General features: G+C 69.1%; 26 protein-coding genes and 3 pseudogenes. 17 read left to right on the plus strand and 12 right to left on the minus strand.

Annotated elements, in window-relative coordinates:
• Window positions 1–125 precede the first annotated feature (125 nt).
• Together ltrA and ACQPXG_RS38705 are read left to right on the plus strand one after the other, a co-directional pair.
• Window positions 126–1,928: a group II intron reverse transcriptase/maturase gene (gene ltrA, locus ACQPXG_RS38700; RefSeq protein ID WP_433470124.1), complete on the plus strand. Its 1,803-nt coding sequence runs from the start codon at window positions 126–128 to the stop codon at window positions 1,926–1,928.
• 73 nt (window positions 1,929–2,001) lie between these two features.
• Window positions 2,002–2,529: pseudogene (locus ACQPXG_RS38705) on the plus strand (IS30 family transposase); the annotation flags it as partial.
• A gap of 331 nt (window positions 2,530–2,860) precedes the next feature.
• Here the strand turns inward: ACQPXG_RS38705 and ACQPXG_RS38710 are convergent.
• The 4 genes and pseudogenes from ACQPXG_RS38710 to ACQPXG_RS38725 form a co-directional block, all read right to left on the minus strand.
• Window positions 2,861–4,360: pseudogene (locus ACQPXG_RS38710) on the minus strand (regulator); the annotation flags it as partial.
• 74 nt (window positions 4,361–4,434) lie between these two features.
• On the minus strand, window positions 4,435–5,088 hold the full coding sequence (locus tag ACQPXG_RS38715; protein ID WP_433464106.1) for a hypothetical protein: 654 nt from the start codon (window positions 5,086–5,088) through the stop codon (window positions 4,435–4,437).
• Window positions 5,089–5,369: 281 nt separating this feature from the next.
• Entirely contained in the window at window positions 5,370–5,618 is a 249-nt protein-coding gene (locus ACQPXG_RS38720; RefSeq protein ID WP_433464107.1) for a hypothetical protein, read from the minus strand.
• A gap of 807 nt (window positions 5,619–6,425) precedes the next feature.
• Window positions 6,426–7,181, minus strand: a complete 756-nt coding sequence (locus ACQPXG_RS38725; RefSeq protein WP_433464108.1) for a TetR/AcrR family transcriptional regulator — start codon at window positions 7,179–7,181, stop codon at window positions 6,426–6,428.
• Window positions 7,182–7,242: 61 nt separating this feature from the next.
• Here ACQPXG_RS38725 and ACQPXG_RS38730 point away from each other — a divergent pair, with 61 nt between their 5' ends.
• Window positions 7,243–7,911 carry a class I SAM-dependent methyltransferase gene (locus ACQPXG_RS38730; RefSeq protein ID WP_433464109.1) on the plus strand — a complete coding sequence of 223 codons (669 nt, stop codon included), beginning with the start codon at window positions 7,243–7,245 and terminating at the stop codon, window positions 7,909–7,911.
• Between the two features lie 206 nt (window positions 7,912–8,117).
• The gene (locus tag ACQPXG_RS38735) at window positions 8,118–8,426 is read left to right on the plus strand and encodes a DoxX family protein (RefSeq protein WP_433464110.1); all 309 of its coding nucleotides are present in this window, start codon (window positions 8,118–8,120) and stop codon (window positions 8,424–8,426) included.
• A 103-nt stretch (window positions 8,427–8,529) separates the two neighbouring features.
• Here ACQPXG_RS38735 and ACQPXG_RS38740 read toward each other — a convergent pair whose 3' ends face one another.
• The 6 genes from ACQPXG_RS38740 to ACQPXG_RS38765 form a co-directional block, all read right to left on the minus strand.
• Entirely contained in the window at window positions 8,530–9,147 is a 618-nt protein-coding gene (locus tag ACQPXG_RS38740) for an IS110 family transposase (protein WP_433464111.1), read from the minus strand.
• Between the two features lie 37 nt (window positions 9,148–9,184).
• Complete coding sequence (locus ACQPXG_RS38745) at window positions 9,185–10,255, minus strand: integrase core domain-containing protein (protein ID WP_433464112.1); 1,071 nt, start codon at window positions 10,253–10,255, stop codon at window positions 9,185–9,187.
• Window positions 10,256–10,356: 101 nt separating this feature from the next.
• Window positions 10,357–10,599, minus strand: a complete 243-nt coding sequence (locus ACQPXG_RS38750) for a transposase (protein WP_433470125.1) — start codon at window positions 10,597–10,599, stop codon at window positions 10,357–10,359.
• Window positions 10,600–10,782: 183 nt separating this feature from the next.
• On the minus strand, window positions 10,783–10,965 hold the full coding sequence (locus ACQPXG_RS38755) for a DUF664 domain-containing protein (RefSeq protein ID WP_433464113.1): 183 nt from the start codon (window positions 10,963–10,965) through the stop codon (window positions 10,783–10,785).
• Between the two features lie 62 nt (window positions 10,966–11,027).
• Window positions 11,028–11,666: a response regulator transcription factor gene (locus tag ACQPXG_RS38760; RefSeq protein ID WP_433464114.1), complete on the minus strand. Its 639-nt coding sequence runs from the start codon at window positions 11,664–11,666 to the stop codon at window positions 11,028–11,030.
• Window positions 11,654–13,582 carry a sensor histidine kinase gene (locus ACQPXG_RS38765; RefSeq protein WP_433464115.1) on the minus strand — a complete coding sequence of 643 codons (1,929 nt, stop codon included), beginning with the start codon at window positions 13,580–13,582 and terminating at the stop codon, window positions 11,654–11,656. Before ACQPXG_RS38765 ends, ACQPXG_RS38760 begins: the two co-directional genes overlap by 13 nt.
• 141 nt (window positions 13,583–13,723) lie before the next feature.
• Between ACQPXG_RS38765 and ACQPXG_RS38770 the strand changes: the two genes are divergently transcribed.
• From ACQPXG_RS38770 to ACQPXG_RS38780, 3 genes are all read left to right on the plus strand, one after another.
• Window positions 13,724–14,041, plus strand: coding sequence for a hypothetical protein (locus tag ACQPXG_RS38770; RefSeq protein WP_433464116.1), 318 nt, complete (start codon window positions 13,724–13,726; stop codon window positions 14,039–14,041).
• Between the two features lie 417 nt (window positions 14,042–14,458).
• Window positions 14,459–15,355, plus strand: a complete 897-nt coding sequence (locus ACQPXG_RS38775) for a hypothetical protein (protein WP_433464117.1) — start codon at window positions 14,459–14,461, stop codon at window positions 15,353–15,355.
• Window positions 15,356–15,938: 583 nt separating this feature from the next.
• Complete coding sequence (locus ACQPXG_RS38780) at window positions 15,939–17,165, plus strand: IS110 family transposase (RefSeq protein ID WP_433464118.1); 1,227 nt, start codon at window positions 15,939–15,941, stop codon at window positions 17,163–17,165.
• 70 nt (window positions 17,166–17,235) lie between these two features.
• Here the strand turns inward: ACQPXG_RS38780 and ACQPXG_RS38785 are convergent, their stop codons facing one another.
• Window positions 17,236–17,589, minus strand: a complete 354-nt coding sequence (locus ACQPXG_RS38785; RefSeq protein WP_433464119.1) for a hypothetical protein — start codon at window positions 17,587–17,589, stop codon at window positions 17,236–17,238.
• On the opposite strand from ACQPXG_RS38785, the gene ACQPXG_RS38790 reads away from it, so the two are divergent.
• From ACQPXG_RS38790 to ACQPXG_RS38800, 3 genes and pseudogenes are all read left to right on the plus strand, one after another.
• Entirely contained in the window at window positions 17,590–18,114 is a 525-nt protein-coding gene (locus ACQPXG_RS38790; RefSeq protein ID WP_433464120.1) for a helix-turn-helix domain-containing protein, read from the plus strand. It abuts the gene before it with no gap.
• A 99-nt stretch (window positions 18,115–18,213) separates the two neighbouring features.
• Entirely contained in the window at window positions 18,214–18,351 is a 138-nt protein-coding gene (locus ACQPXG_RS38795; protein WP_433464121.1) for a hypothetical protein, read from the plus strand.
• A gap of 12 nt (window positions 18,352–18,363) precedes the next feature.
• Window positions 18,364–18,822: pseudogene (locus ACQPXG_RS38800) on the plus strand (CocE/NonD family hydrolase C-terminal non-catalytic domain-containing protein); the annotation flags it as partial.
• Here ACQPXG_RS38800 and ACQPXG_RS38805 read toward each other — a convergent pair.
• Window positions 18,819–19,859, minus strand: coding sequence for an LLM class F420-dependent oxidoreductase (locus ACQPXG_RS38805; RefSeq protein ID WP_433464122.1), 1,041 nt, complete (start codon window positions 19,857–19,859; stop codon window positions 18,819–18,821). The pseudogene ACQPXG_RS38800 and the gene ACQPXG_RS38805 overlap by 4 nt on opposite strands.
• A 148-nt stretch (window positions 19,860–20,007) precedes the next feature.
• Between ACQPXG_RS38805 and ACQPXG_RS38810 the strand changes: the two genes are divergently transcribed.
• The 7 genes from ACQPXG_RS38810 to ACQPXG_RS38840 all read left to right on the plus strand — a co-directional run bounded on the left by ACQPXG_RS38810 (window position 20,008) and on the right by ACQPXG_RS38840 (window position 26,871).
• Window positions 20,008–20,826, plus strand: a complete 819-nt coding sequence (locus ACQPXG_RS38810; protein WP_433464123.1) for an ABC transporter ATP-binding protein — start codon at window positions 20,008–20,010, stop codon at window positions 20,824–20,826.
• Entirely contained in the window at window positions 20,823–21,659 is an 837-nt protein-coding gene (locus ACQPXG_RS38815) for an ABC transporter ATP-binding protein (RefSeq protein WP_433464124.1), read from the plus strand. Before ACQPXG_RS38810 ends, ACQPXG_RS38815 begins: the two co-directional genes overlap by 4 nt.
• Window positions 21,656–22,546: a branched-chain amino acid ABC transporter permease gene (locus ACQPXG_RS38820; RefSeq protein WP_433464125.1), complete on the plus strand. Its 891-nt coding sequence runs from the start codon at window positions 21,656–21,658 to the stop codon at window positions 22,544–22,546. The genes ACQPXG_RS38815 and ACQPXG_RS38820 overlap by 4 nt, the downstream gene beginning before the upstream one ends.
• On the plus strand, window positions 22,539–23,678 hold the full coding sequence (locus ACQPXG_RS38825; RefSeq protein WP_433464126.1) for a branched-chain amino acid ABC transporter permease: 1,140 nt from the start codon (window positions 22,539–22,541) through the stop codon (window positions 23,676–23,678). The genes ACQPXG_RS38820 and ACQPXG_RS38825 overlap by 8 nt, the downstream gene beginning before the upstream one ends.
• Window positions 23,679–23,709: 31 nt before the next feature.
• On the plus strand, window positions 23,710–24,945 hold the full coding sequence (locus tag ACQPXG_RS38830) for an ABC transporter substrate-binding protein (RefSeq protein ID WP_433464127.1): 1,236 nt from the start codon (window positions 23,710–23,712) through the stop codon (window positions 24,943–24,945).
• A 48-nt stretch (window positions 24,946–24,993) separates the two neighbouring features.
• Entirely contained in the window at window positions 24,994–25,644 is a 651-nt protein-coding gene (locus tag ACQPXG_RS38835; protein WP_433464128.1) for a TetR/AcrR family transcriptional regulator, read from the plus strand.
• A gap of 75 nt (window positions 25,645–25,719) precedes the next feature.
• Window positions 25,720–26,871 carry an acyl-CoA dehydrogenase family protein gene (locus ACQPXG_RS38840; RefSeq protein ID WP_433464129.1) on the plus strand — a complete coding sequence of 384 codons (1,152 nt, stop codon included), beginning with the start codon at window positions 25,720–25,722 and terminating at the stop codon, window positions 26,869–26,871.
• The last annotated feature ends 1 nt before the right edge of the window (window position 26,872 follow it).

Here is a 26,872-nt window from a genome sequence, read left to right on the forward strand (position 1 = left end):
GTCGCCCCGCATGACCGTCCGGATACGGGCACTGCCCGGACCCGAAAGGGTGCTGACGTGGGCTGGGTGAGCCTGTGCAGAATCGCTGGATAAAGACGACGGAACCGAGGGGCAAGTTGGACACCATGCTGATATCGGACGGGGCGGCTTCGGCCCTTCCGGCGGCATCTGCTCCGGTGAACGGACCCGAGGGCGATGACTTGGACTGGGCGTCGATTGACTGGCGGCGGGTCGAAGAAGACGTACGGCGTCTGCGGCAGAGAATCTTCACGGCATCGCAGGCAGGGGATCTGAAGAAGGTCCGCAATTTGCAGAAGCTGATGCTCCGGTCTCGCTCGAACACGCTCCTGAGCGTGCGACGGGTCACGGAGATCAACGCTGGACGCGCGACGGCGGGAGTCGACGGAAAAGTCGTACTGTTTTCCCAGTCAAAGGCTGCATTGGCCAACTGGGTCCAGCATCGTGCCCGACCGTGGATTCCCAAGCCCGTCAAGCGGGTGCTCATCCCCAAACCGGGGACCATGAAGAAGCGCGGACTCGGAATTCCCGTGATTGTTGACCGGTGCCTGCAAGCTGTGGCACTGGGAGCATTGGAGCCCGAGTGGGAAGCGCGGTTCGAGCCGAAGTCGTACGGCTTCCGGCCCGGCCGCGGCTGTCACGACGCGATCGGGGCCATCTACTCCACGCTCAACGGGAAGAACCCGCAGCGGGTGTGGGTACTCGACGCGGACCTGACGGCGGCGTTCGACCGCATCGACCACGCCCGGCTCATGGCCGCTCTCGGCACCTTCCCCGCCCGGGGACTGGTCCGGCAGTGGTTGAAGGCCGGGGTTGTGGATCGGGGTCGGTTCGCCCCGACCGAGGAGGGGACTCCGCAGGGCGGAGTGATCAGCCCGTTGCTTTTCAACGTGGCCCTGCACGGAATGGAGAAAGCCGCAGGGGTCCGCTATTACACAACCGGCAGAGATGCCGGGAGTGCACAAAGCGGTAGCCCCGTGTTGGTGCGGTACGCAGATGATTTTGTCGCGATGTGCACCAGCCGTGAACAGGCCGAAGAGGTCAAGGAACGGCTGACTGCATGGCTGGCACCCAGGGGACTCGCTTTCCATGAGGACAAGACACGCATCATCCATGCGGAGAGCGGGTTCGACTTCCTGGGGTTCAATGTCCGCCGCTATCACGGCAAACTGCTGATCAAGCCGAGCGCAGCGGCTCAACGGAGAATCCGGGAACGGCTCAGCATCGAAATGGTGGCTCTGCGAGGAGCCAACGCCGGTGCGGTACTAAACAAGATCAACCCGATCGTGCGGGGTTGGTCAGCCTACTACCGGACGGTGGTGTCCAGCGAGATCTTCACGGCGCTGGACAATCACATGTGGAAGCTCGCTTACAAGTGGGCCAAACACAGCCACCCGAACAAGTCGAAGAACTGGATATCCGACAAGTACTTCGGCCGGTTCAACAGGTCCAGGAAGGACCGGTGGGTATTCGGTGACCGCGACAGCGGCGCCTACCTGCTCAAGTTCTCTTGGACGAAGATAGTCCGGCACCAGTTGGTCAAGGGGAAGGCGTCCCCGGACGACCCTGCCCTGGAGCCATATTGGGCTCAGCGGCGCCGCAAGGGAATTCCTCTGCCAGTCGACGCAATGACCATGCGCCTCTTACGGGCGCAACACGGCCGATGCCCGATCTGCGGAGGGCTCTTGCTGCATACCGACCACCCGCCGCAAAGCCCGCAGGAATGGGAAGCGTGGCGGGTCGTCATCCGGAAAGCGATCTCCAAGCGATACATCGCGTTCCCGGGCGAGAACGCGCCGGACGGTCAACGACTCCGTCTCCTCCACACCCATTGTCAGCGGCGGAATGGAGTCGCCGCGATGACGAGTCCAGCACTTTTGCCTGTCGGCGAGCCTCTGGGGCTTGCTTGAGCCGTGTGCGGTGAATAGCTGCTTGCACGGTTCTGAGGGGGCGGGGACGTAGTAATGCGTCCCCGCTACCCGACTGATCATCGGGTTGAACCGGTCGGCGATCGGCACCCTGGTCGAGCGCACCACCCGCTACACGATGCTGCTGCGGCTGCCGCCCATGGACGGCCACGGCGTCGAACCGCGGGTGAAGAACGGTCCGCCGCTGGCCAGGCACGGCGCCCAGGCGGTGCGGGAGGCGATCGCCACGACGCTCACCACCTGGCCCGAGCAGCTACGCCGGTCGCTGACCTGGGACCAGGGCGCGGAGATGGCCCAGCACGCCCAGCTGCGTCTCGATACCGGTCTGGAGGTCTACTTCGCCGACCCGCACAGCCCCTGGCAACGAGGCACCAACGAGAACACAAACGAGAACACAAACGGCCTGCTACGCCAGTACTTTCCCAAGGGCACCGACCTGAGCCGCCACACCCAGGACGACCTGGACGCCGTCGTCGCCGCACTGAACAGCCGTCCTCGCAAGACGCTGGAATGGAAGACTCCCGCCGAAGCTTTCAGCAAGCATCTATGCTCACCGACAGGCAGTGTTGCGACGACTCCTTGAACCTAAGCAGGGGCGGGTTCCAGAATTTGTCGCAACACGCGATCATTCAACTGTTGCGACGAACTTAGCGAAGAGCTCGGTGGGGGTTTGCCAGCCGAGGATCTTGCGTGGGCGGTTGTTGAGTTTCACCAAGCTGATCACTGAGCTGGCGTGTCTCCACCAGGTTCCGCAACACGATCCTCTCGCTGTGCTCATCACCCAGCTCAGCAAAGATTTCCTTGGCTGTCTGCGCCGCCGTGTCCGCCTCTTCGAACCGCCGCACCTGCTGCAGCGCGAGCCCCAGGTTGTTCAACGCCACGCCTTCGCCGTGCCGATCGCCGAGCTCGCGGTAGATGGTGGCGGCGTCGCTGTGGGCGGTGATGGCCTCTTCGAATTGCCGCACCTCTCGCAGCGCGAGCCCCAGATTGTTGAGCGCGTTGGCTTGGCCGGGCTGGTCGCCTAGGTTGCGGGCAGCCTTCAGCGTGGTGCGGGAGAGTTCGATCCAGTCGGTGAAGTGGCGTCGCCACTGCAGGAAGCCCCACATTGCCTGGGGCAGGTGGCGGGCGATGAGCAGATGGGCGCGATGTCCGGCGGCCAGGCGGGTGGCGGCGAGCAGGTTGGGGTATTCGGCGTCCAGCCAGGCCAGCGCCTGCCGCCGATCGGAGAACCGGCCCGCGGCCGGACCGCTGACTTGGCGATCCAGGTGGGTGTTGGCGGCACGGGTGGTGGCCAGGTAGTGCTCCAGCAACCGCGCCAGCGCCTGGTCGCGGTCATCGTCGTCGGCGTGGGTTTGTTGGAGCGTAGTGGCGTATTGGCGGACCAGGTCGTGCATCCGCCACCGGCCTGGGACGGTGCCGCGTTCGATCAGGTGAGCGCGGGCCAGTTCCTTCAGCACCGCCTGCACGGCGGCCTCATTGTCGCCGACCAGGACCGCGGCGGCCGTGGTGGAGGTGTCGGGGCCGGGGTTGATGGTCAGCAGCCGGAACAAGTGCTGCTGTCGTGGGGTAAGGGCGCGGTAGGACAGTTCGAAGGCGCGGCGTACGCCGTCGCGGTCGTAGGTCAGCGCGTCCAGAGGCTGCACCTGGTCTAGGTCGCGGGCCAGGGTGGTCGGGGTCAGGCCGGGGTCTTCGGCCAGGTGCGCGGCGGCGATCCGCAGCGCCAGCGGCAGCCGACCACAAATCCGGGCGAGATGGGCAGCTCCACGCGGGTCGGCGGGAATGCGGGTGTCGTCGGGACGGGCGATCCGTACGGTCTGGTCCAGCATCGCCACCGCGCCGTCAGGATAGAGGACGTTCAGGTCCAGCAGCCGGGCGTTGAGCATGCCCAGGGTGTGGCGGGAGGTCACGATCGCGGCCGTGACACCGTCGGTGGGCAGCAGCAGCCTGGCCTGATGACCGGTGTTGACGTTGTCGGCCACCACCAGCACCCGGCGGTCCTGGGCGGCGAACTCGGCCAGGATCGAGGTGAACATCCGCGAGCGGTCCCGGGCGTGGGCGGGGATGTGCTCGCTGGGCACGCCCAGCGCACTCAGCATTCCTTCCAGGACTTCGCCGGGGTCGCGGCGGCGGTCGTTGTCGTAGCCGAACAGGTCGGCGAACAGGACCCCGCCGGGAAACCAGCCTTGGCGCAGCGCGGCCTGGGCGGCCTGCACCGCCAGCTCGGTCTTGCCCACCCCGGCCAGGCCGCCCACCGCGGTCACCACCACCGCGGCCCGCTGCCGGTCCCCATCGCCCTCGGCGGGCGGGGCCAGCTCCGCCAGGAGGGTGCCCAGATCGTGCTGGCGACCGGTGAAGGCCGGCGACGCCGCCGGCAGCCCTGACAGCGCCAGCGGGACCCGGGCAGGCAACCGCATGGTTATGTCACGGCCCAGCACCGCCGGGCCGATCACCACCGAGTCGGTGAGCTTGTTGCGGGTGTCCCCGGCCGTCACCGCCCTGCTCCTCCCGAAGGCGGCTCACCCGAGCCCGGCCGGCCGGCGTTGTGCTCGCCCTGAGCCGGCTCGGGCCGGTTGCGCTCCTCTGGTTTCCGGTCGCCGGCCTGGGCCGGATAGGAGGCCGAGGACAGCGAGGTGACCGGGCCGCGGATATCGCGCCCCATCACCACCGGACCCTGATTGAACCCGCCGCTGAAGATGTTGGACACCGCCCCCTCGCCGACGGTGGGTGCAGCCCCGGCGGCCGCCGGCGGCGTCGGCGACTCCGCCCCAGCTGGCCCAGGGGGCGGCGGGGGCGGGGAAGAGCCGGAGGTGACCGGGCCGCTGATGTCGCGCCCCATCACCATCGCACCCACGTTCGTCGCGTCCCTAAAGGTGTTGATCGTCTGGGCACCGGCCCCTGACCCGCCCGCCGGCTCCGTTCCAGACTCCGGGTCCGGCGCCGATTCTGACGGCTGCGAACCGGACTGGGAGGGCGACCGGTCGTAAAGCAAGATCGCCAAGGACGCCAACGCGGCGAAGGTGCTCAGCACTCCGGCCAGCCAGCCGGCCTCCTCCAGCCCCTCGATCTTCCAGAACACGCCCAGCCCGACAGCAGCCACCACAGTGACCCCGACCCCGGACCACACCCCGACACGCCAACGCATACCGCCATCCTCCGACAACACCCACTCGAACGTCAGGTCATCGGCCGCACAAGCCCGCAACCGGCCGCCGGGGCATCGACCAGCAGCCAGGGCGTGGAGCGCAGGGTCTCCCAGGATTCGCAGCCATCCACAGCCCTGGAGCGCGTAGAATCTACGAAGATGTGTGCCCGGCCAGGCGCCGGCACCGGACGGTCAACGAGAGAGGGCGGCAGCGAAAATCAGGTGACTAACTCCTTGTTCCTGATTTATACAGCTACGCCGAGCCTGCCCAAAAACTTCTCTCAGATTCCTCGTTCTTCATCCCTCTCCTGGTTTTCCTGGCGGCTTATCCATTCCTGGTAAGGCTGGGGTGCGGTACGGCTGACCTGCTGATACGCATCCTGGAACACAAGGCGCGGCAACGATGGCCCGGCCTCAAAGGAAGCGATCCAATCGGCACACAGGAAAAGGCGGCAGAGGGAATTGCGAATGAGATGAGCGGTACCGTGCATGGCCCGGTCGTGCAAGCCCGGGACATCGGCGAACTCCACATCCACCACTCCGGCCAAACACCCGGGGAGACCCCACCGCCCCAGCAAGACCACAACCGCGCCTCGTGAGGTCACCGGCCAGCCAGCGAGGCAGCGCCACTGCACGGCCCGGGGAGTCCTGAAGCTACAGCGAGCCGCAAAGTAGCAGGTCAGCGTCGGCGGTGGGGTCGCGACCATCGCCCAGCGCGCCCGCGTCGTACACGCCGCCATCAGGGCCGGGTGGTCCAAGAACGCGGAGCTCGGCCTCATCCGCTGCGGCTTCTGCCGTCGCCGCTTCTTCCCCAGGCAGTACGTCGCGTACGTGGGGGTGCCCTGGCACTACTCCATCGGCGGACGCCCCCGAAGGTACTGTTCTAACAAGTGCCGCCAGGCGGCTTACCGCCTCCGGAAGGCGCACGGCAAGACGCAAGCAAACCAAGGCCGCCAAGACCGCTTTGAAAGGCCCCCGCCGCTCGACGGCGACGGGGGCTGGTTGCGGCCGTGAGAAGCAGCAACGTTTGTGCGTCGGTTTGAGGGACGGTTGCGGGTTCGCGTGGGTGGCGATGTTGATGAGATTCAGCGACGGTGAAGTGTCGATGGATAGGTGAAGGCCCTCTTCTCCTGACGTGACCCCGGCCTCAAGGTAGGGCCTACCGACCCCAGGGGCGCGTCCTGCGCCGCGTCCTTTGACATGGATGCACCTTCTGGTCAGGTCCAAGGACATGCGTTGGTGCAGGAGGACTTGCCGGGCGGGGTTGTTCTGCCGCGGAGGCGTCGATCAGCGTCCGGGTCATGCGGTGTCTGGGGCCCGGACCGAGCGGGTGGGGCTCAGTCCGGCATGTGGGGCACTGTGCCGGGTGTCTTGGCGGTGGCGGAGCCGGGCGAGGAATCACGGGGTTCTGGAGCGTGGTCGTCCTGGCCACGGCTGTCCCGGTGATCCGGGCTTGCCGCAGGGGCGGCGCAGAGTTGGGCGGTCAAAGTGGCGTAGGCCCACTCTTCCCACTCGTCCGGCGACCAGCCGCGGTCCTGGACGAAGAGCAGGTACAGCTGCGGGCTGAGCAGTCCGAACAGCAGGTCGGCGGCCATCGCGACGGAGACGTCCGAGCGGGCACCGGGCTTGCCGGCCAGCGTCCGGGCCGCTGCATGCTGCACGGTGTAGCGCGGATCGGGGCCGTCGGGCCACTGCTCGGCGATCTGCGGGTCGGTGGCCGCGGCAGCCGCGATCAGCGGCATGATCGGGGCGACCCGCCCCAGGATCTCGCGGGTGCCGTGGACGTGTGCGCGCAATTGCCCGGCTGCGGTGGGCTCGGCGCACGCGGCGCGAAACCACTGACGATCCATGGTGGCGACCGGTTCGGTGTCCCCGGCGATGGATGTGTCGACGACGTCCTTGAACAGCGTGCGCTTGTTGCCGAAGACGAAGTACACCGTCTGGACGGCCACGCCCGCCCGGTCCGCGACCTCCTGCAGGCTCGTCGCTCCGTAACCCTGCGCGACGAACAGCTCGCGAGCCGCCTCGACGACCTTTTCACGGGTGCGGCGTGAGCGCTCGGCTCGCTTGTCCGGCCGCTTGACTTTGTCCATATTGCGAGTATATCTCTAGAGCACGTCACTAGAGTTCAACTCTAGAATCTTGGAGGAGACGATGGACCAGCCCAACGACACCCAGAAGCCGGAACCGGATCTGGCCTCAACGCAGCGAGACCCCGAGGAGGAGTCCGTCCACCGCGCACTGGAGGGCTACTACCGCACTGGCAAGCCACCGTGGGACACCGGCGTGACGCCACCCGAGCTGGTCGCCCTGGTAGAGGGGCACGGCGCGCAGCCGCCCGGCCGCGCCCTCGAACTCGGCTGCGGCACGGGGACCAACGCCACCTACCTCGCACGGCACGGCTGGGAGGTGACGGCCGTCGACCTGATCGACCGAGCCGTCGACCAGGCCAGGGAGAAGGCTGCGGCGGCGGGAGTGGCGATACGGCTGCTGCACGGAGATGCCACCCGCCTCGACGAGCTGGACGTGCCGGGCCCCTTCGACCTGTTCTTCGACCTGAGCTGCTACTGCGGGGTCCCGCTGCACCGCCGCGACGCCTACGCCGCCGGGCTCACCCACCGCGCCGCTCCCGGAGCACGGTTGCTGATGTTCGGGTACGGCCCCGAACCGCTCGGCAATCCGATCCCCGAGGTCACGTCGTGGGCGGCGGGCGTCACAGCCGACGAGCTCCGCGCCAGGTTCACCGGCTGGGAACTACTCGACGTCACACCGGGCACCAATTCGGTGCCGACCTTCTGGTTCACGCTGCGCCGCAACGCCTAGGAAGCATCAGCCAGCCGGTGTTCTCCCGAGGCCACGAGCCCGCCGTAGTTGCGGGCGGACACCGGCCGGCATCACGCCCGAACGCCACCATCCGGGGTTCCCGCCTCCCCGAACCCCTGAACCCCTGAACGATGAGGAACTCAGATGAACCTGCTGCTGTGGATCCTGCAAGCGGCACTCGCAGCGCTCTCGGCGCCGCGGGCGTAATGACCTCGACCCAGCCCAAGGACAAGCTCGAACCCAAGCTGCCCTGGACGGCCGACTTCGCCACCCACACCGTCCGCTTCATCGGGCTCGCCGAACTAGCCGGTGCGCTCGGACTCATCCTTCCCGCCGCCACCGGCCTCCTCCCGATCCTCACCCCACTGGCGGCCACTGGCCTGGCTCTGCTGATGGCGCTGGCCGCGCTCACCCACTTGCGACGCAAAGAGTCCACAGCGATCGTGCTCAACGCGGTACTGCTGATCGCAGCGGCAGTCATCGCCTGGGGCCGTTTCGGCCCCCACGCGCTATAGAAGGCCCCGTGATAGCAGCGGCCGCTCGGCGGCGAACAGCTCGCCGACTCCCACCGCAAGCCCCGAGGTGTTACTGAAACTTGTGAACATGGCAACCCGGCGATCAGGAGTGTTGCTCAAACTCATCGACAAACGTTGCCGCTAGACGCGGACGAAGCCAACGGGGCCCGGCTTGACGCAGCAGCACGGTAACGCGGGCAGGAGTGAGGCGAGCTGCGGCCGTCGGGGTCGGTGCGGCCCTGAGCACGGTCAGGGCGGCCGCGTGGGTCAGGGTCGGGAAGGCCAGCAACGCTGTCGGATAGTAGTCGCGCAGCAAGGACCGGAGTCGGCTGACGGTCTGCTGGCGGGCCCAGATCGCCTCCTTGTGTTGCCGGGCGACGGCCTTGATCCCACGCGCCAGCGCAGTGTCGGCGGGAAGCCGGCGGTGCCGGTGCCGGTCGATGCGCAAGATATCGGCCAGGACAGCGGCGTCGCCCGGGTCGGACTTGCCGCCCGCCTGCCCGTGACGCTCGCGGTAACGAGCCACCGCCCGCGGGTTGATCGCGAACACCGTGAAGCCGGCGGCGACCAGCAACCCCTTATCGGTCTCGATCGCAACGTCTATCCCGGTCGCGGCGCCCTCACCGGCATGCTCGGCCAGCAGCTCGGTCAGCTGGGTGAACCCGGCCAGGTCATCACCGATCCGGGCCCGTCCAACGACCTTGTGCGTGCCGGGAATCACGTTCGTGCAGGTCGAGCGGCGTGTTGGTACTCGTGGATCACTCCGCCGAGGCGGTCGTGTCGACGTATGTCGAGGCGTGCGATCTCCCTGGGGTCGGTGATGGTTCGGGGAGTGCGCGCAGCGGCGCGGCTGCCTGCAGGGAGCGGTGGGTGCGGTGCTCGTTGTAGAACCGCTCGTACTCGCTCAGGGCATGGCGCAGGTAGTGAGCGTTCCAGATGAGGGTGCGGTCGAGGAGCTCGCGGCGGAGGCCGAGCACCCATCTCTCCATAATCGAGTTCATCCTTGGCATGCGGACGCCGGTGAACACGCTCTGGATGCCGACGTCGGCGAGGATCTCGTCGATCAGGGCAGGGTACTTAGCGTCGCGGTCGCGGATCAGGTGGGCGGCGTGCGCGCCCACGTCCTCAAGGTCCATGACGAGGTTCTTGACCGCCTGGGTCACCCAGCCCGCGGTGGGGTGCGCGGTGGTGCCCAGGACGCGGATGCGGCGGGTTGCGTGCTCGATGACGGCCAGGATGTACAGCCGCTGCCCGGTCAGGGTGATGGTTTCGATGAAGTCCATGGCTAGCAGGGCGTCGGCCTGGGAGCGCAGGAAGCCGGCCCAGGTGGTGGCGGTCCGTTCCGGCGCCGGGTCGACGCCTTCGGCCTTGAGGATCTCCCAGACGGTGGACGAGGCGACCGTGATGCCGAGCACGGCCAGTTCCCCGTGGATACGGCGGTAGCCCCAGTCGCTGTTCTCGCGGGCCAGGCGCAGGACCAGCGCCCGGATCGAGCGGACGGTGCGCGGCCGTCCGGGCCGCCTGGGGCGGAAGATGCGGGCGTGCCGCTGCTTCACCAGGTTGTGGTGCCACCGCAGCACCGTGTCCGGACGTACCAGAAGCCGGAGACGACGCAGCACCTGGCGCGGCAGCGGTGCCAGGAGCGCGGCGAGGAAGGCCCGATCCTCGGGGACAAACTTCACCCTTTTCGGGCCGAGTTGGCGCTCAAGGACCGTGATCTGGTGGCGTAGGGCCAGGATCTCGGCGTCCTTGGCGCGGTCGCTCATCGGGAGCAGCCAGAGCGCGGCGAAGGCATTCGACACGGTCAGACAGGCGAGACGCAGGAGCACGAGTGGTCATCATGCCGTGGCAACTGGCAGCGGCCGCAAGCGGGATGACCTGCGCGGACGAGTTTCTCGGCACGCACAGAGTTCACGGACCAGCGAGTACTTTATTTTGGGAGGACGTTCTCGCGAGCGAAGTACGCCGCGGCCCGTTTGAGGATCTCGTTCTCCAGTTCCAGCTGCCTGGCCTTGCGCCGCAGTTCGACCAGTTCCTTCTTCTCCGCGCTCGTCAGGCCGTCCCCGCGGCCCTCGTCGGCCTTCGCCTGCCGTATCCAATTGCTCAGGCACGATTGGCTGATGCCCAGGCTCTTGGCTAGCGCCGTGACCGGTTTGTCGCCGGTCAGAGCCAGCTCGACAGCGCGTCGCCGGAACTCCGGCGGATGAGGTGTGGCACGAGACTCTTCCTTCCCCGTTGGCCCACGGCCAACTCAGGTCCCGTGGCCGTGAAACAGGGGGAAGCTCAGCCCGGCTCGTGACCTCACCGTCGGTATCCGTGCTGCGGGGGGAACCTCAGCAGGTCAGTGGCTCGCCGATCACGTCCCGGTGGCGCCGTCGATGCGCTCGCGTAGGAGGTCGGCGTGGCCGCTGTGCCTGGCGTACTCGGCGATCATGTCCACCGTGATCCTGCGCAGCGAGATCGGCTTGCCGGTTCGTCGTTGGACGCCTGTCTCGTCCAGCGACGCGTGGCGGCCAGGCTCTGTCTGGATCGTCGGCACTCGGCTCGCCAGGTGCCAAGGGGCCCCTGTACAGACCGGATCGGTGTGCTGGCGGTCGGCGTCTAGGAGGTCGGGCGGAGGTAGGTCAGGACGGCCAGGACGCGGCGGTGGCTGCCGGGTGACTCGGGGATGTCGAGCTTGGTGAAGACCGAGCGCATGTGGGTCTCGACCGTTCGTTCGCTGATGACCAGGCGGGTGGCGATGGCGGTGTTGGACAGCCCTTCGGCGGCCGATGCCAGCACTTCGCGTTCCCGGGCCGAGAGCCGGCTGAGGGCCGAGTCGCCGGTGCGCAGTAGCGCGGCGACCACCTCTGGATCGAGGGCGGCGCCGCCGGCGGCGACCCGGGTGAGTGCGTCCATGAAGTCGTCGACCCGCAGGATCCGGTCCTTGAGCAGGTAGCCGAACGCTCCGGTGGACACCAGCCCGACCGAGTGGCGTGTCTCGATGTGCTGTGACAGCAGCAGCACCGGCTGCCGCGGGTCGGCCTCGCGGATCCGGCGGGCGGCGCGGGCGCCGTCGTCGGTCATCTCTGGGGGCATCCGCACGTCGATCACGGCGATGTCGGGGCGGCGGGCATGGATGAGTTCCGGCAGCCCGGCGGCGGTCGCGGTGGTGGCGACGACCTGGTGGCCCGACTCGGTGAGCAGGCGGGCCAGGCCCTCGCGGATCAGTGCCGAGTCCTCGGCGATCACGACGCGCACGGCGAACTCCAGGGCAGATCCGCCGCCACGACCGTGCCGGTGGCCGGCGAGCTGGTGCAGCTGAACGTGCCGCCGATCGAGCCGACCCTGTCGCGCAGCGCGATCAGCCCCTCGGCGCCGCCGAGGCCGTCGTCGGTCACGGCCACGCGCAGCCGATCGCCGTCCCTGCGGACGGTCACGTCGATCCGCGTCGCCCGCGCGTGCTTGAGCGTGTTGGCGACGGCCTCGGCGACGACGAAGTACGCGGTGGTCGCGACGAGCTCCGAGGCGGTCACGTCGTCGACGGCGAAGGAGATCGGGATCGGGGAGCCGGAGGCGATCCGGCGCAGCGCCGCCGCCAGCCCGTCGTCCAGGCCCGCGGGCCGGACGCCGTGGGCCAGCCGCCGCAGTTCGGCCACGATCTGCTCGATCCGTTCGACGGCCCCGTCCAACTCGGCGCGGGCGGGATCGTCGGCGGCCAGTTGACGCTGCAGCAACCGCAGGTGCATTCCCAGGCCGACTAGCTGCTGCTGCGCGCCATCGTGCAGGTCACGCTCCAGCCGCTGCCGCTCCGCCAGAGTGGCCGCCAGAAGCCGCCGTCGGCTGTCGTCCACGTCTTGGAGGGCGCGACGCAGTCCCAGCCGCAGCCGGCTGACCTCGATCGGCAGCCGCGCCGCCGACGCGGCCAGACGTGCTCGCCGGATCCGCCGCGCCGTCCCGTCCGGCACGACCACCACGCCGATCTCGGTGTCGGCCGTCCGCAATGGCACGCGCGCTCCGGCGGCGGGTGCGGCGGCCCGTCCCGCAGCATCGACGTAGGCGGTCCCGTCCACGTCAGTGAGCAGCAGCATCAGCCCGGGATCACCGACGGCGTCCCGCAGCACTCCCTCGACCCCCTCCGGCTCCGCGGATCCCTCGCGCACCCCGTCGACGAACCGCCGGATGCCCTCCAGCAGCACCGTGCGCTCCCTATCGAGGACCCTGCCGACGGCGTGGTGAACGTAGCGGTGCAGCGGCAGGACCGCCAGCGCGACCACGAACACCGCCCCCGACAGCCCGGCTGCCGAATCCCGGCCCGCGAGGTACCCGGCGCCGACGACGGCCGCGGCCAGAACGACGGCGGCGATCGTGGTGGTCAGCGCCCATGCGACCGAGTCGCTGAGGATCCGCTCGATCGAGAACAGGTCCTCCCACAGCACTGCGACGGTGACCGCGGCCGGGACCAGGACGATGATCCCCACCAGGAACGGCGCGTACGCCCAGGCCCCCACCCAGCCCAAAGAGGTCACCCCCCAGCTCGCCACCATGAGAACCACGACAGCCGCGGCGCCGAGAATCAGCCACCGCAGTTGCCGCCGCAACCGCTCACCGCCACGCCGGTAGCGCCGCACCACCGTCCCCAGACAGAAGACAACGACCGCGAGCAGGAGCACCATCGCGCCGATCATGACCGGGCCCCACAGCGGACGCGGCACCGAGATCGGCGAATGTCCCGGCGACGGCTCGTGATAGTTCATCGTCACCACGAACGCGACGTTCATGACGAGCGCGGCCGCGGGCGGCAGAAGCAGGGTCCACCGTGCGGGCAGGCCTTCCGGGAACACAAGCAGCAGCACCAGGAACCCTACGAGCTGCCACGGCCAGGCACCCGCCCCGACGACGGCGATCACGCCCGATCCCGGCCAGGCGAGCTCGCCCCACAACTCCACGGCCGGCGTGGCGAGCATGAACGCGGCGAGCCAGGCCAGCGCCGCCCCGACCGGGTTACCCGGAACGCGGACCCCGATCAGCCAGCCCAGCCCCAGCGGTACCACACCGATCAAGTACTCCAGCGTGGCGGCACCGTGTCCGCCTGATTCGAACGCGGTCCGCGCCAGCACCGCCCAAGCCGCCACGCACACCACCGTGGCCGCGACCGGACCGCCACCCTGCCTCATGACCTGATTCTGCACGCCCGCACCGTCCGGTGGACCAGTGCCACCACTGACCCGAACTCCAGCGCTGGCCTGGAAGCCGTCGCCCCGCCCGGCAAGGCACCGTGGTCTCAACCTTCCACCGACCCGAACAGGGAGCACATCATGATCGCGATCCTCGTCATCGTCGCCGCGCTGCCGATCGGCCTGGCGATCCGCAACCGCATGGCCGCCTACCTGGTCTACGGCCTCGCCTTCGCCCACGTCTATACCTTCCAAACCGCCATCCTCGTCATGGAGTGGCACAACGGCTCGACCGCCGCGTTCAAGGACAGCAGGTCCACGGCGCTGCTGGGCGACACGCTCGGCTACTTCGTCTTCACCACGATCATCTACGCCGCCGGATTCGGCCTGGTCACCCTGGGCCACTGGCTCCGCAGCCGCCGCCAGACCCCCGCCCACGAGGTCCGCCTCGACGCCTGACGGGCAGCTCACCGACCGCCTGCGAGCATGCGGAATCACACATCGGGGCGGGTCGACCGCGAGGCCGGCTTTCTGACCGGCCCGCGGGACCGCCGGGGCCTTCCGGGGCAGCGTGGCTCACCGACCTGCCCCACGCCTATCAACCTTGCAGCCGAACAACCAGGCGAGCAGGTTCTTTGCAGGTCAGGCCCGGTGACACAGTTCTCGGCACCGGCACGTGTTCGGTCGGCGGCGAAGAAACGAAATATGCGGTGCCGGGGCCGCGCCGTCCGTGATCCAGAATTATCGGTGGGCAAGTTCCGGCCACCCCCGAACCCGCAATGGCCGACCGTCATCTAGTAGACATGTCCCACCGATGCGGGATTTCATTTCGCAGGCGATCGAGCCCAGTGATCGAAAATGATCTGAGGAATCTCCATGTCCGGACGCACACGTATCTTTGCCGCCTCCACCGCCCTGGCGACCGGCCTGGTCGCGGGGTGCGACACAGGGTCGCAGTGCACCGTGGCCACGATCGCCGAAGCCTATGAGATCTATTCGCCGATCGTGTTTACTGTCCTTCCCGAGGTCCTGCCGAAGACGGTCCCCGGCCTGGCGGTCAATCTCGGCGTGTTCACCGTGGACACCCTCGCCAAGTACCTTATTGAACACAAGGTGAAGCCCAACAGGACCTGGCTCCTGATCGAGCAGGCCATTCAGGGTCAGCGGAAGACGACGGTGTTCGAGATCGGGACGGGCCGGGAACTCAAGGTCACCATGAACGTAAACGGGCAAGAGCTCCAGCGATTCGCCTTCTACGTGAAGGAGCGTCAGTTCAGGGTGGTCATTCCGGAGAACTCCATGACGCGGGTCTCGGTCACCGACGCCTCGGCCGGCGACGGGGTCGCGCGACACGGAAAGGTGGACCAGAACCTGCACGGCACGCGCGACCTGGAGACGGCCAAGGTGTTCCGGCACGAGCTGGGCCAGGCCGATCCGCCCGAGGCCCGCGCGGGCGATATCCGGGCGAAGTCGTTCACTGGGTCCATGGACCTGGTGAACGGGGCCCAGGCCGCGCGGTTCACCGGGAAGGGTCGGCCGACCATCGCGGCCTGCCGGTCAATGCCAGGCGCGGCATGGTCGAACAAGTTCCAGGACTACGACTCAAAAGACAAGAACCTCGTCTGGTGCATCAAGACCGGCTCGGGCCACTACGGCATGGCCACACCCGACACCAGCGACGGCAAGGGGGTCTTCTACCTGCTGTGGGTGCAGCCTGGTCTTCCCGCACCGTCCGTCGCCCCCACGCCCAAGAAGGACGTCAAGATCTGCTGACCCCGCCCACCGGCCCTCGGGCCGCCCTCGCGCTGTCCGCCTCTTAATCCGCGGGTTCGGGGTTCAAGTCCCTGACGGCGCACCCTACCTGACCAGCACATTCTCGGCAGACTTGAGAGTCGTTCCGGCTAAATTGGACCGGTCTAAACCCCATGTTCGCTCGATGTTCGCTCATCGCCCCCACATACAGCGAGCGGGGCCTTGGCGGTGCGCCCGTGACAGCGTTGAATGGCGTTGTCGGCCCGATCGCGGGAGGTCGTTCATGACCGTCAAGGTTCCGGCACCGTCCAACCGCTGACCCGCTGGCCGTCCTCGCGGATGCCGGATTCCGTTGACGGCGCCTAATGGGAGCTGCCGGGTCGGAGAGACTCGGTGCCGTAGCCGCCAGCAGGTGAGCACTATCGACGCCGGAAGCAGTCGACTTCTGTGGTCAGACCGTGCCCCTGCTGGTCGGCCGGAGGGCCAGACCGCTGATGGGGTGGCGTGCCCGCCAGGTGTGGCGTGAGCACTGGATCCATTAGGCCGCGAGCCGTGTCTTCCGCAGGCTGCACGACAAGCGAAGTAGCTGACCAGGAGAGATCCGTTGCTGTTGATCGGCGATGACTGGGCCGAGGACCACCACGATGTCGAGGTCCAGGACCCATCCGGCCGCAAGCTGGCCGCCGCCCGGCTTCCCGAGGGTGTGGACGGCGTCGCCAGGCTCCACGAGCTTGTCGCCAAGTACGGCGGCGAGGCTCTCGACCCGGCCGACGTGATCGTGGGAATCGAGACCGACCGAGGCTCGTGGGTGCAGGCTCTGGTCGCCTCTGGATACCAGGTCTACGCGATCAATCCCCGGCAGGTCGCACGGTTCAAGGAGCGGTACGCCTCCTCCGGCGCCAAGAGCGACAAGGGCGACGCGCACGCGCTGGCCGATATGGTCCGCATCGACCGGGCCCAGCTGCGGCCGGTGGCCGGGGACAGCGCCCAGGCCCAGGCCGTCAAGGTCGTCGCCCGCGCCCACCAGACTCTGATCTGGGAACGCACCCGCACCTTCCAGCGGCTGCGCAGCACGCTGCGGGAGTACTTCCCCGCCGCCCTGAACGCCTACGCCAGCCTGGCCCTGACCAGCACGGACGCGCTGGAACTGCTGATCAAGGCACCCACCCCGGCGGCCGGGGCGAAGCTGACCCGCACCCAGATCACGGCCGTCCTGACCCGCGCCCGCCGACGCAACCGGGACGCCAAAGCGGCCACGATCCAGACCGCGCTGCGCCAACAGCAGCTCGGCCTGCCCGAGCCACTCACCGCCGCCTACGCTGCCACCGCCACCGCTCACGCCCGTGTGATCATCGCGCTGAACGAGCAGATAGCCGCGATGCAGGAGCAGGTGAAGGCCCATTTTCGAGCGCACCCGGACGCTGAGATCTACCTCTCGATGCCCGGCATCGCGGAGATCACCGGCGCCCGGGTGCTCGCCGAGTTCGGAGACGACCCCACCCGCTACGCCTCCGCCAAAGCCCGCAAGAACTACGCCGGCACCAGCCCGATCACCCGGGCCTCCGGCAAGATCCACACCGTCCAGGCCCGCTACGTGCGCAACAACCGGCTCGCCGACGCCCTGCAGACCCAGGCATTCGCCTCACTGCGGGCCTCACCGGGCGCCCGCGGCTACTACGACAAACAACGCACCCGCGAGGCCGGCTTCAACCCAGCGCTGCGCCAACTCGGCAACCGCCTCGTCGGCATCCTCCACGGATGCCTCAAGACCCGAACCCTCTACGACGAAGCAACCGCCTGGTCACATCACGCCCAACCCCAGGCCGCTTGACATCCAACGACATGGGGTGTCTGACCAACAGGACTGGTTCGTGCGATCGAGCTACTAGTGGTCGAACCCGTTAATTCGTCGGGTATGGCGGGTTGAGCCAGGCCGTAGTGTCGCCGAGGTAGAGGCCGCAGGCGCAGTCGAGGGCTTCCTGTGGTGTTCCGGCCGGGTAACCGCTTGGCAGAATGGATTTCTCGTAGTCGTCGTGGCTGGCGCGGTAGATGGCGAAGCCCCAGGTGGCGGCGGATCCGGCGTAGCGCAGGCGCATCAGGGGCAGGGCAGTGCCGTCGGGGAGTTGCCCGGCGACGTAGGCGAACTCGCCGTGGAAGCGGACGGTGATGCCGGCCAGTTGGGGCCAGCGCTCGCGTGCCCTAGCGGCCAGCCGCTGGCGCAGCGAGGTCTTGGTCGACTCCGGTGGCTTGGCCATGTGACCATCGTGCCCGACCTGGTCGGCAGCATGATGAAGGCCGTGCCTTCCAGTCCTTATGTCATATGCCTTGATGATGCTGAGCGCGCTGAGCTGGAGTCGGTGTCCCGGCGGGCGACGGCGCCGCACCGGATGGTGCTGCGGGCGCGGATCGTGCTGCTCGCCGATGACGGTGCAGGCAACAGCGAGATCGCACGGCGGCTGGGCATCTGCGAGGACACCGCCCGCAAGTGGCGAGGCCGGTACCGCAAGAAGGGCCTTGCCGGGCTGTGCGACGCGCCTCGTCCCGGCAGGCCGCGCGTGTTCCCCGCAGCGGTGGCGGCCGAGGTCAAGGCCCTGGCCTGCGAGATGCCCGCCGTGAGCGGGACGCCACTGGGCCGCTGGAGCGTCCCGGAACTGGCACGCATGGCCGCCGCCGGCGGTATCGCGCCTGCTCCCTCACCGTCCACTGTGCGCCGCTGGCTGGCCAGCGACACGCTGAAGCCCTGGCAGCACCGGTCGTGGATCTTCCCCCGCGACCCGTAGCGCCTCCCGTACCGCTGCCAGGAGCACGTCCGACCGGGACGCGGGTAGTTCGGGCGGGTGACGAGCGCAGCGTGCGCAGGCGACTCGCGGAGTGCGGTGGTGGCGTCCGAGGCCTACCGCTATGACCCGGCCGATCCCGTGCTGACCGTGGGAGGCGCGGTGCTCATGTCGGACGAGTCCCCGCCGGGCCCGCTGGACCAGGCCAGGGTCGAGGCACGACCGGACGTGTTGGTCTAGTTCAGCGAGGACGTCGAGGTCACCGGGCGGATCAGGGCGTTCATCCACGCGACGACCGACGCCCCGACCAGCGACTGGGTCGTGCGCCTCTGCGATGTCGACGCTGACGGCGTCTCACGGAATGTCGTTGACGGAATCGTGCGCGCGGTCGCGACACCAGGCGAGTTCACCGAGCACGTCGTCGATCTGTGGTCCACCAGTTACGTGTTCCGCGCTGGGCACCGCATCCGGGTGCACATGACATCCAGCAACTTCCCCCGAGGAGACCGCAATCGCAACCCCGGCGAGCCCGCCGACCGCGGCGCACACTCTCGCCCGGCCCGCCCCCTCGTCGCTGCGGCCGGCGAAGGTGGCCTCGGTGCGCCGCGATGGCGGGCCGGCTCGCCCAGCGTCCCGGTGACGCGACCCTCGACCCTGTTCACGCGCGCGGAACCGCGCCTGCGTGAACAGGGTCCCGCCGCAGGCGGCTAGGGCATGAGGTTCCGCAGCTGTTCGATGGCGGCGATCCGCTCGGCGGGGGTCTCCGCGAGCGGCTTCACGCTGACCGTGGTGATGCCGCACGCGGCGAGCTCCGCGACGCGCTCGGCCACGTACTCCTTCGGCCCGACCAGCGACGTGGCACGCAGCAGGTCCTCGGGGACGGCGGCCTCCGCCTCCCGCTTGCGCCCCGACAGGTAGAGCTCCTGGATGAGCTCGGCCTCCCGTTCGTATCCGTACCGGCGGGCGAGGCCGTTGTAGAAGTTCTTGCCCCGGGCGCCCATCCCGCCGATGTAGAGCGCGAGCTGCGCGCGTCCCCGGTCGAGCAGGTGGCCGACGTCGTCCCCGATCGCCAGGTTCATCGTGACGACGATGTCCAGCGGGCCGAGGCTCGGGTCGCGCTCGGCCCGCCCGGCGGCGAGCGCCGGTCCCCACACCTCGGCCAGCTTGCCGGGGTGGACGAAGATCGGCAGCCAGCCCTCGGCCACCTCCGCGGCGAGCTGGACGTTCTTGGGCCCGATGGCGGCCAGCATGATCGGGACGCGCTCGCGCACCGGGTGGTTGATGAGCTTCAGCGGTTTGCCCAGGCCGGTGCCGCGGCCGGCCGGCAACGGGAGCTCGTAGTGCGTGCCCTCGAACACGACCTCCTCGCGCCGCCACACCCGGCGGCAGATCTCCACGATCTCGCGGGTGCGGGCGATCGGCGCGTCGTAGGGCAGGCCGTGGAAGCCCTCGACCACCTGCGGTCCGGACGCGCCGAGGCCGAGCGTGAACCGGCCGTCCGACACGTAGTCCAGCCCGGCCGCGGTCATCGCGAGGAGCGACGGCGTCCGGGTGTAGATCGGCAGGATCGCCGACGCCAGCTGGATCCGGTCGGTGGCCGCCGCGAGGTAGCCGAGCTGGCTCACGGCGTCGAAGGAGTAGGCCTCGGCCACGAAGGCGATCTCCACGCCGGCGGTTTCAAGGTCGCGCAGGCCCGCGGCCGCCTCCTTGAAACCGGCGCTGTAGGCGAGGGTGGTGCCGATCCGCATAGTGAACCTCCAGGTCAGATAGGACCGCCGAAAACGTTGACGTACGTGACACTGCTCACCTACATTACGCCTACTTAACGAACGATCGATAGACAAAACCTTACTTAACGAACGATCTACAAGTGGCTCGGCACAGCAAGGAGGCCGGATGCTCGATATCGAAGGGCTCGTCGTCCGTTACGGCGCACGCGAGCCGGTACTTCACGGGGTGAGCCTCGAGGTCGCCGAGGCGGGCGTGGTGGCGTTGCTCGGCGCCAACGGTGCGGGCAAGACCTCGCTGATGCGTGCCATCTCGGGCACGCTGCCGTTGCACGGAGGATCGGTCGCCGCGGGCTCGATCCGGTTCCTGGGCAAGGACATCGCCGGCGATGACCCGGCGGGGGTCGTGGGCGGCGGGCTGGTGCAGGCCCCCGAGGGACGGCACGTGTTCGGCGCGCTCACCGTCGACGAGAACCTCGACGCGGGCGCCATCACCGTCCGGTCCCGCGAGGCACGGGCACGCACCCGCGACCAGATGTTCGGGCTGTTCCCCCGGCTGGCCGAGCGGCGCCGCCAGCGCGCGGGCACGCTGTCCGGCGGCGAGCAGCAGATGCTGGCCATCGCCCGCGCGCTGGTGTCGCAGCCCAAGCTGCTGCTGCTCGACGAGCCCTCGCTCGGCCTGGCGCCCTTGCTGGTGAAGCAGATCGGCGAGACGGTACGCGAGATCAGCCGCGACGGTGTCCCCGTGCTGCTCGTGGAGCAGAACGCGGCGATGGCGCTGTCGGTCGCCAACCATGCGTACGTCCTGGAACTGGGACGGGTCGTGTTGAGCGGACCGGCCGACGAACTGGCCCACAGCGACGAGGTCCGCCGGCTCTACCTGGGCGAGGAGCCGGCAGGCGATGCGCCCGGAGGCCCGGACGAGAAGCCCCCGGAGGGCGTGCGCGGGAATCCCGCCGCGCGCCGGCTGGCGAGGTGGGCCGGATGAGCGCGCCCCGCCTGAAGGTCGACGAGGTGACCCTGGCGTTCAGCGGGCTGCTCGCGCTGGACAAGGTCGCGTTCACCGTCGAGCCCGGCTCGATCCACGCGGTCATCGGCCCCAACGGAGCAGGGAAGTCGTCACTCCTCAACACCCTGTGCGGCATCTATCCCGTGACCGGCGGGCGCATCCTGGTGGACGAGCACGAGGTGACGCGGCTGCGGCCGGACCGGGTCGCGGCCCTGGGGGTCGGCAGGACCTTCCAGAACATCGTCGTCCCGCCGCGCGAGTCGGTGCTGGACAACCTGATGGTCGGGCGGCACAGGCTGACCCGCGCCGGTCTCGTCTCGACCGCGCTGTGGCTCGGCCGCCGCGAGCAGCGCCGCCACGAGGCGCGGGTCCGTGAGATCGCCGAGTTCGTCGGCCTGTCAGACCGGCTCGACACGACCGCCGGAGGGCTGCCCTTCGGCGACCTCAAGCGGCTGGAGTTCGCCAGGGCGCTGTGCCTGGAGCCGCGCATGCTCATCCTGGACGAGCCGGTCGCCGGCCTGAACGCCACGGAGAGCTGGGAGCTCGGACAACTCGTCCTCGCGGCACGCGAGTCGCTCGACCTCACCGTGGTCTTCGTGGAACACGACATGGGCGTGGTCATGTCGATCGCCGACCGCATCACGGTGCTCGACTTCGGCCGCGTCGTCGCCGAAGGGGCCCCCGCCGAGGTGCGCAGCGACCCGACCGTGGTCAGCGCCTACCTGGGGGCGCCCGACGAGTGCGACAACGCCCAGTCCGACAGCGCCGGGTCCGACACCGACGCAAGGGCGGAAGAGAGGACGTCACCATGACCCGCCAGCTGGAACTGCTCGTCAACGGCGTGTCCCTGGGCCTGCTGTACGCCCTCATCACGCTGGGATTCGTCATCGTCTTCAAGGCCACCCGGGTGGTCAACTTCGCGCACGCGTCGTTCCTGCTGCTCGGCGTGTACCTGGTCGCCGCCACCCAGCCGCGGATCGGGTTCGCCGCGGCGGCGTTGCTCGGGCTCGGCGTCGCCGGCGTGCTCGGCCTGGCGACCGAGCGGCTGCTGACCTCCCGCATCGACCGGCACGACCACCACGCGATGGCGCTCGCCACGATCGGCCTGAACGTCGTGCTGACCGCCGAGATGACCCGTCGCCTGGAGGAACGGGTGCTGCCGCTGGGCGCGCCGTGGGACGGCCACGTGGTCGACGTCGGCCCGCTGACCCTCCCGCTCACGGTCGTGATCACCGTGGTGGCCGTCCCGGTGCTGATCGGCGGCCTCACCGCGCTGCTCACGCTGACCGGCTGGGGGGTGGCCATGCGCGCGTCCATCGCCGACGCCGAGGGCGCGGCGCTGGTGGGCATCCGCCTCCGCCGGGTGTCGGCCACCGCCTGGGCGATGGCCGGGCTGCTGGCCACCCTCGCCGGCATCGGCCTGGCCTCGTTCCCCAGCCCCGGCGTCAGCGTGAGCCTGGAGACCGTCGCGATCACCGCGTTCCCCGCGGCCATCATCGGCGGGTTCGACTCGCTCGGCGGGGCCATCGCGGGCGGGCTCATCGTCGGGGTCGTCCAGGTCATGGTGGCCGGCCACCAGGGCTCGCTCGACTTCCTCGGGCTCGGCGTCGGTGACGTCGCCGCCTACCTCGTGATGATCGTCGTCCTGCTGTGGCGACCGTCCGGACTGTTCGGGTCGAAGGAGTTCAGCCGTGTCTGACGACACCGTCGCACCTGCCCGCACCGCCGTCGCGCAGACGCCGCCGGCCAGTGCGCCGGCGCCGCGGCCCACGCCCGCGCGCCGGGCGCTGATCGCCGTCGCCCTGCTCGCCGCGATCGCCGTGCCGCTGATCCTGCCGATGTACGTGGACGCGTTCTGGCTGCGCATCGGCCTGTTCGCCATGGCGGCGGCGGTCGGGGCGCTCGGCCTGACCATCCTGTTCGGCGCGGCCGGGCAGCTGTCGCTCGGCCACGCGTTCTTCATCGCGGTCGGAACGTACGGCTACGGATATCTCTCCGGTGACGACCACGGCCAAGTGAAGGGTCTGGGGCTTCCGCCGCTCGTGGCGGCCGTCCTCGCGATCCTGTTCGCCGGACTGTGCGGCCTGCTGTTCAGCCCGGTCGCCAGCCGCCTGCGCGGCATCTATCTCGGGATCGCCTCGCTGGGCCTGGTCTTCCTCGGCCACCACCTGCTGCTGAACCTGCCGGCGGTGACCGGGGGCTACGACGGCCGCTCGGTCGAACCGTTCGCGCTGGGCGGGTTCACCTTCTCCGACGTCTCCGACCGCCTCGTGCTCGGCGTGCCGTTCGGGGCCGTGGAGAGCCTCTGGTATCTCTTCCTGGCCGTCACCGTCGTCGCGACGCTGGTGGCTCGCAACGTGCTGCGCGGCCGGCCCGGCAGGGCGTTCCGCCTCATGCGCGATAGCGAGGTGGGCGCCGCCGCGATGGGCGTGCGCGTCCAGCGCGCCAAGGCGGGCGCGTTCGTCCTGTCCTCGATGTACGCGGGCACCGCCGGCGTGCTGACGGCGCTGGCCTTCCAGCGCGCCGTTCCCGACTACTTCGACCTGCAGCTGTCCATCGACTTCCTCGCGATGATCATTCTGGGCGGGCTCGGCTCGACGTCGGGCGCGCTCATCGGCGCGACGTTCGTCATCGCACTGCCGATCGTGCTGTCCCGGTACGCCGACGCGCTGCCGCTCGTCGTCGCGCCCGGGCAGGACGGGCTCCAGGCCTCGTTCGCCGCGACGTTCCTGTACGGCTCGCTCGTCGTGGTCGTCATGCTCACCCAGCCCGGCGGGCTGCGCGCGATGGTGCAGGCCGTCCGGGACCGCCGCACTTCCACCGCCCGATGAACCGAACCTCCGTCCCCCCCGGGAGAACCACATGATCCTGTCCCGTCCACGCGTCCTCTCGGCGGCCGCCGTCGCGCTCGCCCTCTCGGTCACCGCGTGCTCGCCCAAGTCCGCCGACTCCAAGTCCGCGCCCGGCGTCACCGACTCCACGATCAAGCTCGGAATGCTGGTGGACCTGACCGGTCCGTTCGCGACCTCCGGCAAGACCAGCAACGCCGCCAGCCAGTTCGCAGTCGACGAGATCAACGCGGCCGGCGGCGTGTGCGGCCGCAAGATCCGGCTGGTCGCGCGCGACCACGGGTACGACGTGCAGAAGGCGGTCACCGCCTACGACGAGGTCGCGCCGCAGGTCCTCGGATTCCTCAACGTGTACGGCTCGGCGATCACCTCGGCGCTGCGGGACAAGATCTCCGCCAACGACGCGCTCGTCGGCCTGACGGCGTTCTCGCCGACCCTGCTCGGCGATCCGCATCTCCTGGAGGTCGGCGCCACCTACGACGTACAGGCGATCAACAGCATCGACTGGATGGTGCGCGAGGGCATGCTGAAGCGTGGGGACACCCTCGGGCACATCTACCTGCAGGGCGAGATCGGCGAGAACAGCCTGAAGGGCAGCAGGTTCGCCACCAAGGAGCTGGGGCTGAAGCTGGCGAGCCAGCAGATCAAGCCGACCGACGCCGACCTCACCAGCCAGGTGAACGCGATGAAGGCGGCCGGCGCTAAGGCCATCCTGCTGGACTCCACGTCGAAGCAGACCGCGGCGGTGGCCGGTGCCGCGCGGGGTGTCGGGCTGGACGTCCCGATCATGGGCAACGTCGCCACGTTCGCCACGAGCCTGCTGTCGACGGCCGCCGCGCCCGCGCTGCTCAAGAACTACTACCGCGTGTCCGGCGTCGGGCTCCTCGGCTCGGACGGGCCCGAGGTGAAGAAGCTCGCCGGCAAGTGGAAGGCCAAGTTCGGCGCGGCGCAGCCGGAGTCGGGCGGCGCGGTCGTGCTCTCCTACGTGACGACCCACCTGTTCGCGAAGATCATCGGCGGCACGTGCGGTGACCTGACGCGCAAGGGCGTGCTCGCGGCCCGAGGCAAGGTGACCGACTTCCGTATCGCGGGGCTGGGGCCGGAGCTCAACCTGTCCGACCCGGCGCAGCCGACCTCGCGGGCGAGCCAGATCCACCGTCCCGACAAGGGCGTCTACGCCGGGATGAAGCTCGTGGAGGACTTCAAGGTCTCCGACCTCGCCAAGCGGTACCAGGTGGAGGCCGGCTAGGCGGAAAGCCCGCGCGGCACGCACATTCGACAGGCATAGGATGGGATTATGGCGACACGCGGCACGACCGATGCGGCGCCGGATCGGGAACCGCCCGCGGCGGTCACCCGGGGCAACGGGCTCAACGCGATCATGGGTGCGGCGCGCGAGATATTCGCCGAGCGCGGCTACCACGGGGCGTCGATCCGGGACATCGCCAAGGGCGCGGGGCTGAGCCTCTCCGCCTTGTACTACTACTACAACGGCAAGCAGGAGCTGCTCCACGCCTTACTGGAGGACGCGCTCGCGGACGTCTTCCACGGTTGCCAGACCGCGCTGGGCGCCGCGGGGGACGACCCGGCGGCGCGGCTGGGCGCCTTCGTGCGCGCCCTGGTCGAGTACCGCGTGCGCCGCCAGGTGGACAGCCTGCTGGCGCTGCGCGAGATACGCAATCTGGAGCCGGACCGGCTCGACGGGTTCGTCGAGCGGCGCGACGCGCTGGCCAGGCTGCTGCGGGGGATCATCGAGGACGGCGTGGCGCGCGGTGTCTTCGTCACGCCCTACCCCGACGAGGCGCAGCGGGCCGTCCTCGGAATGTGCAACGCCGTCGCGCAGTGGTACCAGCCGTCCGGCGGCCTGGGCGTCGACGACCTGGTGGAGCGGTATATCCACCTGTCGCTGACGTTGGTCCAGGACGGCTCGTCCACCGCCCGCACCTAGTACACCGGCCGGATCGTGCGAGCGCCGATCCGGCCGCACTATTTAACGATCGTTCGACAAGATAGAGGAGCACGAGTGCGACGCACCGTCTTCGACGACGACCATGAGGTCTTCCGGGCCACCGTCCGTGACGTCTTCGCCCGCGAGGTGGTACCGGTCTTTCCCGAGTGGGAGAAGGCGGGGGCCGCGCCCCGCGACTTCTACCGGCTGCTGGGCAAACTGGGCGTCCTCGGCGTGCGGATCCCGGAGGAGTACGGGGGCGGCGGCCAGGACAGCTACAAGTTCAACGCCGTGGTGAACGAGGAGATGTCGCGCGCGAAGCTCGGCCTCGGCCCGATACGGGTGCACACCGACATCGTGCTGCCCTACCTGCTGAAGTACGCCGATGACGAGCAGAAACGGCGCTGGCTGCCCGGAGTGGCCGACGGCCGGCTGATGACGGCGATCGCGATGACCGAGCCGGGCACCGGGTCCGATCTCGCCGGCATCACCGCGACCGCGGTACGGGACGGCGACCACTGGATCCTCAACGGCGCCAAGACGTTCATCACGGGCGCCGTGAACGCCGACCTCGTGCTCGTCGTCGCCCGCACCTCCGCCCCGCCGCCGGGCAACAGGCGGGCGGGGCTGAGCATCCTCGTCGTCGAGACGTCGTCGCCCGGTTTCACGGTGGGCCGCAACCTGGAGAAGATCGGTCTCAAGGCACAGGACACCGCCGAGCTCGCCTTCGACGACGTCCGCGTCCCCATGGAGAACCTGCTGGGGGAGGAGGGCCGGGCGTTCGAGTACCTGGGGCACAACCTCGCGCAGGAACGGCTGTCCATCGCGGTGAACGCGCAGGCGGCCGCGGCCGCGGCGGTCGAGCTGACCGTCGAGTACGTGGCCGAGCGGAACGTCTTCGGCAAGCCGCTGTCCGGCTTCCAGAACACCAAGTTCGTGCTCGCCGAGTGCGCGACCGAGGTGGAGGCCGGCCAGGCGCTGGTCGACCGCGCGCTGGAGGCGCACGACGCCGGTGAGCTGAGCGGCGCCGACGCGGCGAAGGTGAAGCTCTTCTGCACCGAGTTGCAGTCGCGTGTCGTCGACAAGTGCCTGCAGTTGCACGGCGGCTACGGATACGTGCTGGAATACCCGATCGCCCGCATGTACGCCGACGCGAGGGTCACCCGCATCTACGGCGGCACCAGCGAGGTCATGAAGAGCATCGTCGCCAAGTCCATCGGCCTGTGAG

The organism is Spirillospora sp. CA-128828 (assembly GCF_050945415.1).
GTDB lineage: Bacteria > Actinomycetota > Actinomycetes > Streptosporangiales > Streptosporangiaceae > Spirillospora.

Coding starts and splice junctions, on each gene's coding strand:
- ltrA (WP_433470124.1), top strand. CDS start 126: ATGCTGATATCGGACGGGGCGGCTTCGGCCCTTCCGGCGGCATCTGCT.
- ACQPXG_RS38715 (WP_433464106.1), bottom strand. CDS start 5,088: ATGCGTTGGCGTGTCGGGGTGTGGTCCGGGGTCGGGGTCACTGTGGTG.
- ACQPXG_RS38725 (WP_433464108.1), bottom strand. CDS start 7,181: ATGGACAAAGTCAAGCGGCCGGACAAGCGAGCCGAGCGCTCACGCCGC.
- ACQPXG_RS38730 (WP_433464109.1), top strand. CDS start 7,243: ATGGACCAGCCCAACGACACCCAGAAGCCGGAACCGGATCTGGCCTCA.
- ACQPXG_RS38735 (WP_433464110.1), top strand. CDS start 8,118: ATGACCTCGACCCAGCCCAAGGACAAGCTCGAACCCAAGCTGCCCTGG.
- ACQPXG_RS38765 (WP_433464115.1), bottom strand. CDS start 13,582: ATGAGGCAGGGTGGCGGTCCGGTCGCGGCCACGGTGGTGTGCGTGGCG.
- ACQPXG_RS38770 (WP_433464116.1), top strand. CDS start 13,724: ATGATCGCGATCCTCGTCATCGTCGCCGCGCTGCCGATCGGCCTGGCG.
- ACQPXG_RS38775 (WP_433464117.1), top strand. CDS start 14,459: ATGTCCGGACGCACACGTATCTTTGCCGCCTCCACCGCCCTGGCGACC.
- ACQPXG_RS38785 (WP_433464119.1), bottom strand. CDS start 17,589: ATGGCCAAGCCACCGGAGTCGACCAAGACCTCGCTGCGCCAGCGGCTG.
- ACQPXG_RS38805 (WP_433464122.1), bottom strand. CDS start 19,859: ATGCGGATCGGCACCACCCTCGCCTACAGCGCCGGTTTCAAGGAGGCG.
- ACQPXG_RS38810 (WP_433464123.1), top strand. CDS start 20,008: ATGCTCGATATCGAAGGGCTCGTCGTCCGTTACGGCGCACGCGAGCCG.
- ACQPXG_RS38815 (WP_433464124.1), top strand. CDS start 20,823: ATGAGCGCGCCCCGCCTGAAGGTCGACGAGGTGACCCTGGCGTTCAGC.
- ACQPXG_RS38820 (WP_433464125.1), top strand. CDS start 21,656: ATGACCCGCCAGCTGGAACTGCTCGTCAACGGCGTGTCCCTGGGCCTG.
- ACQPXG_RS38830 (WP_433464127.1), top strand. CDS start 23,710: ATGATCCTGTCCCGTCCACGCGTCCTCTCGGCGGCCGCCGTCGCGCTC.
- ACQPXG_RS38835 (WP_433464128.1), top strand. CDS start 24,994: ATGGCGACACGCGGCACGACCGATGCGGCGCCGGATCGGGAACCGCCC.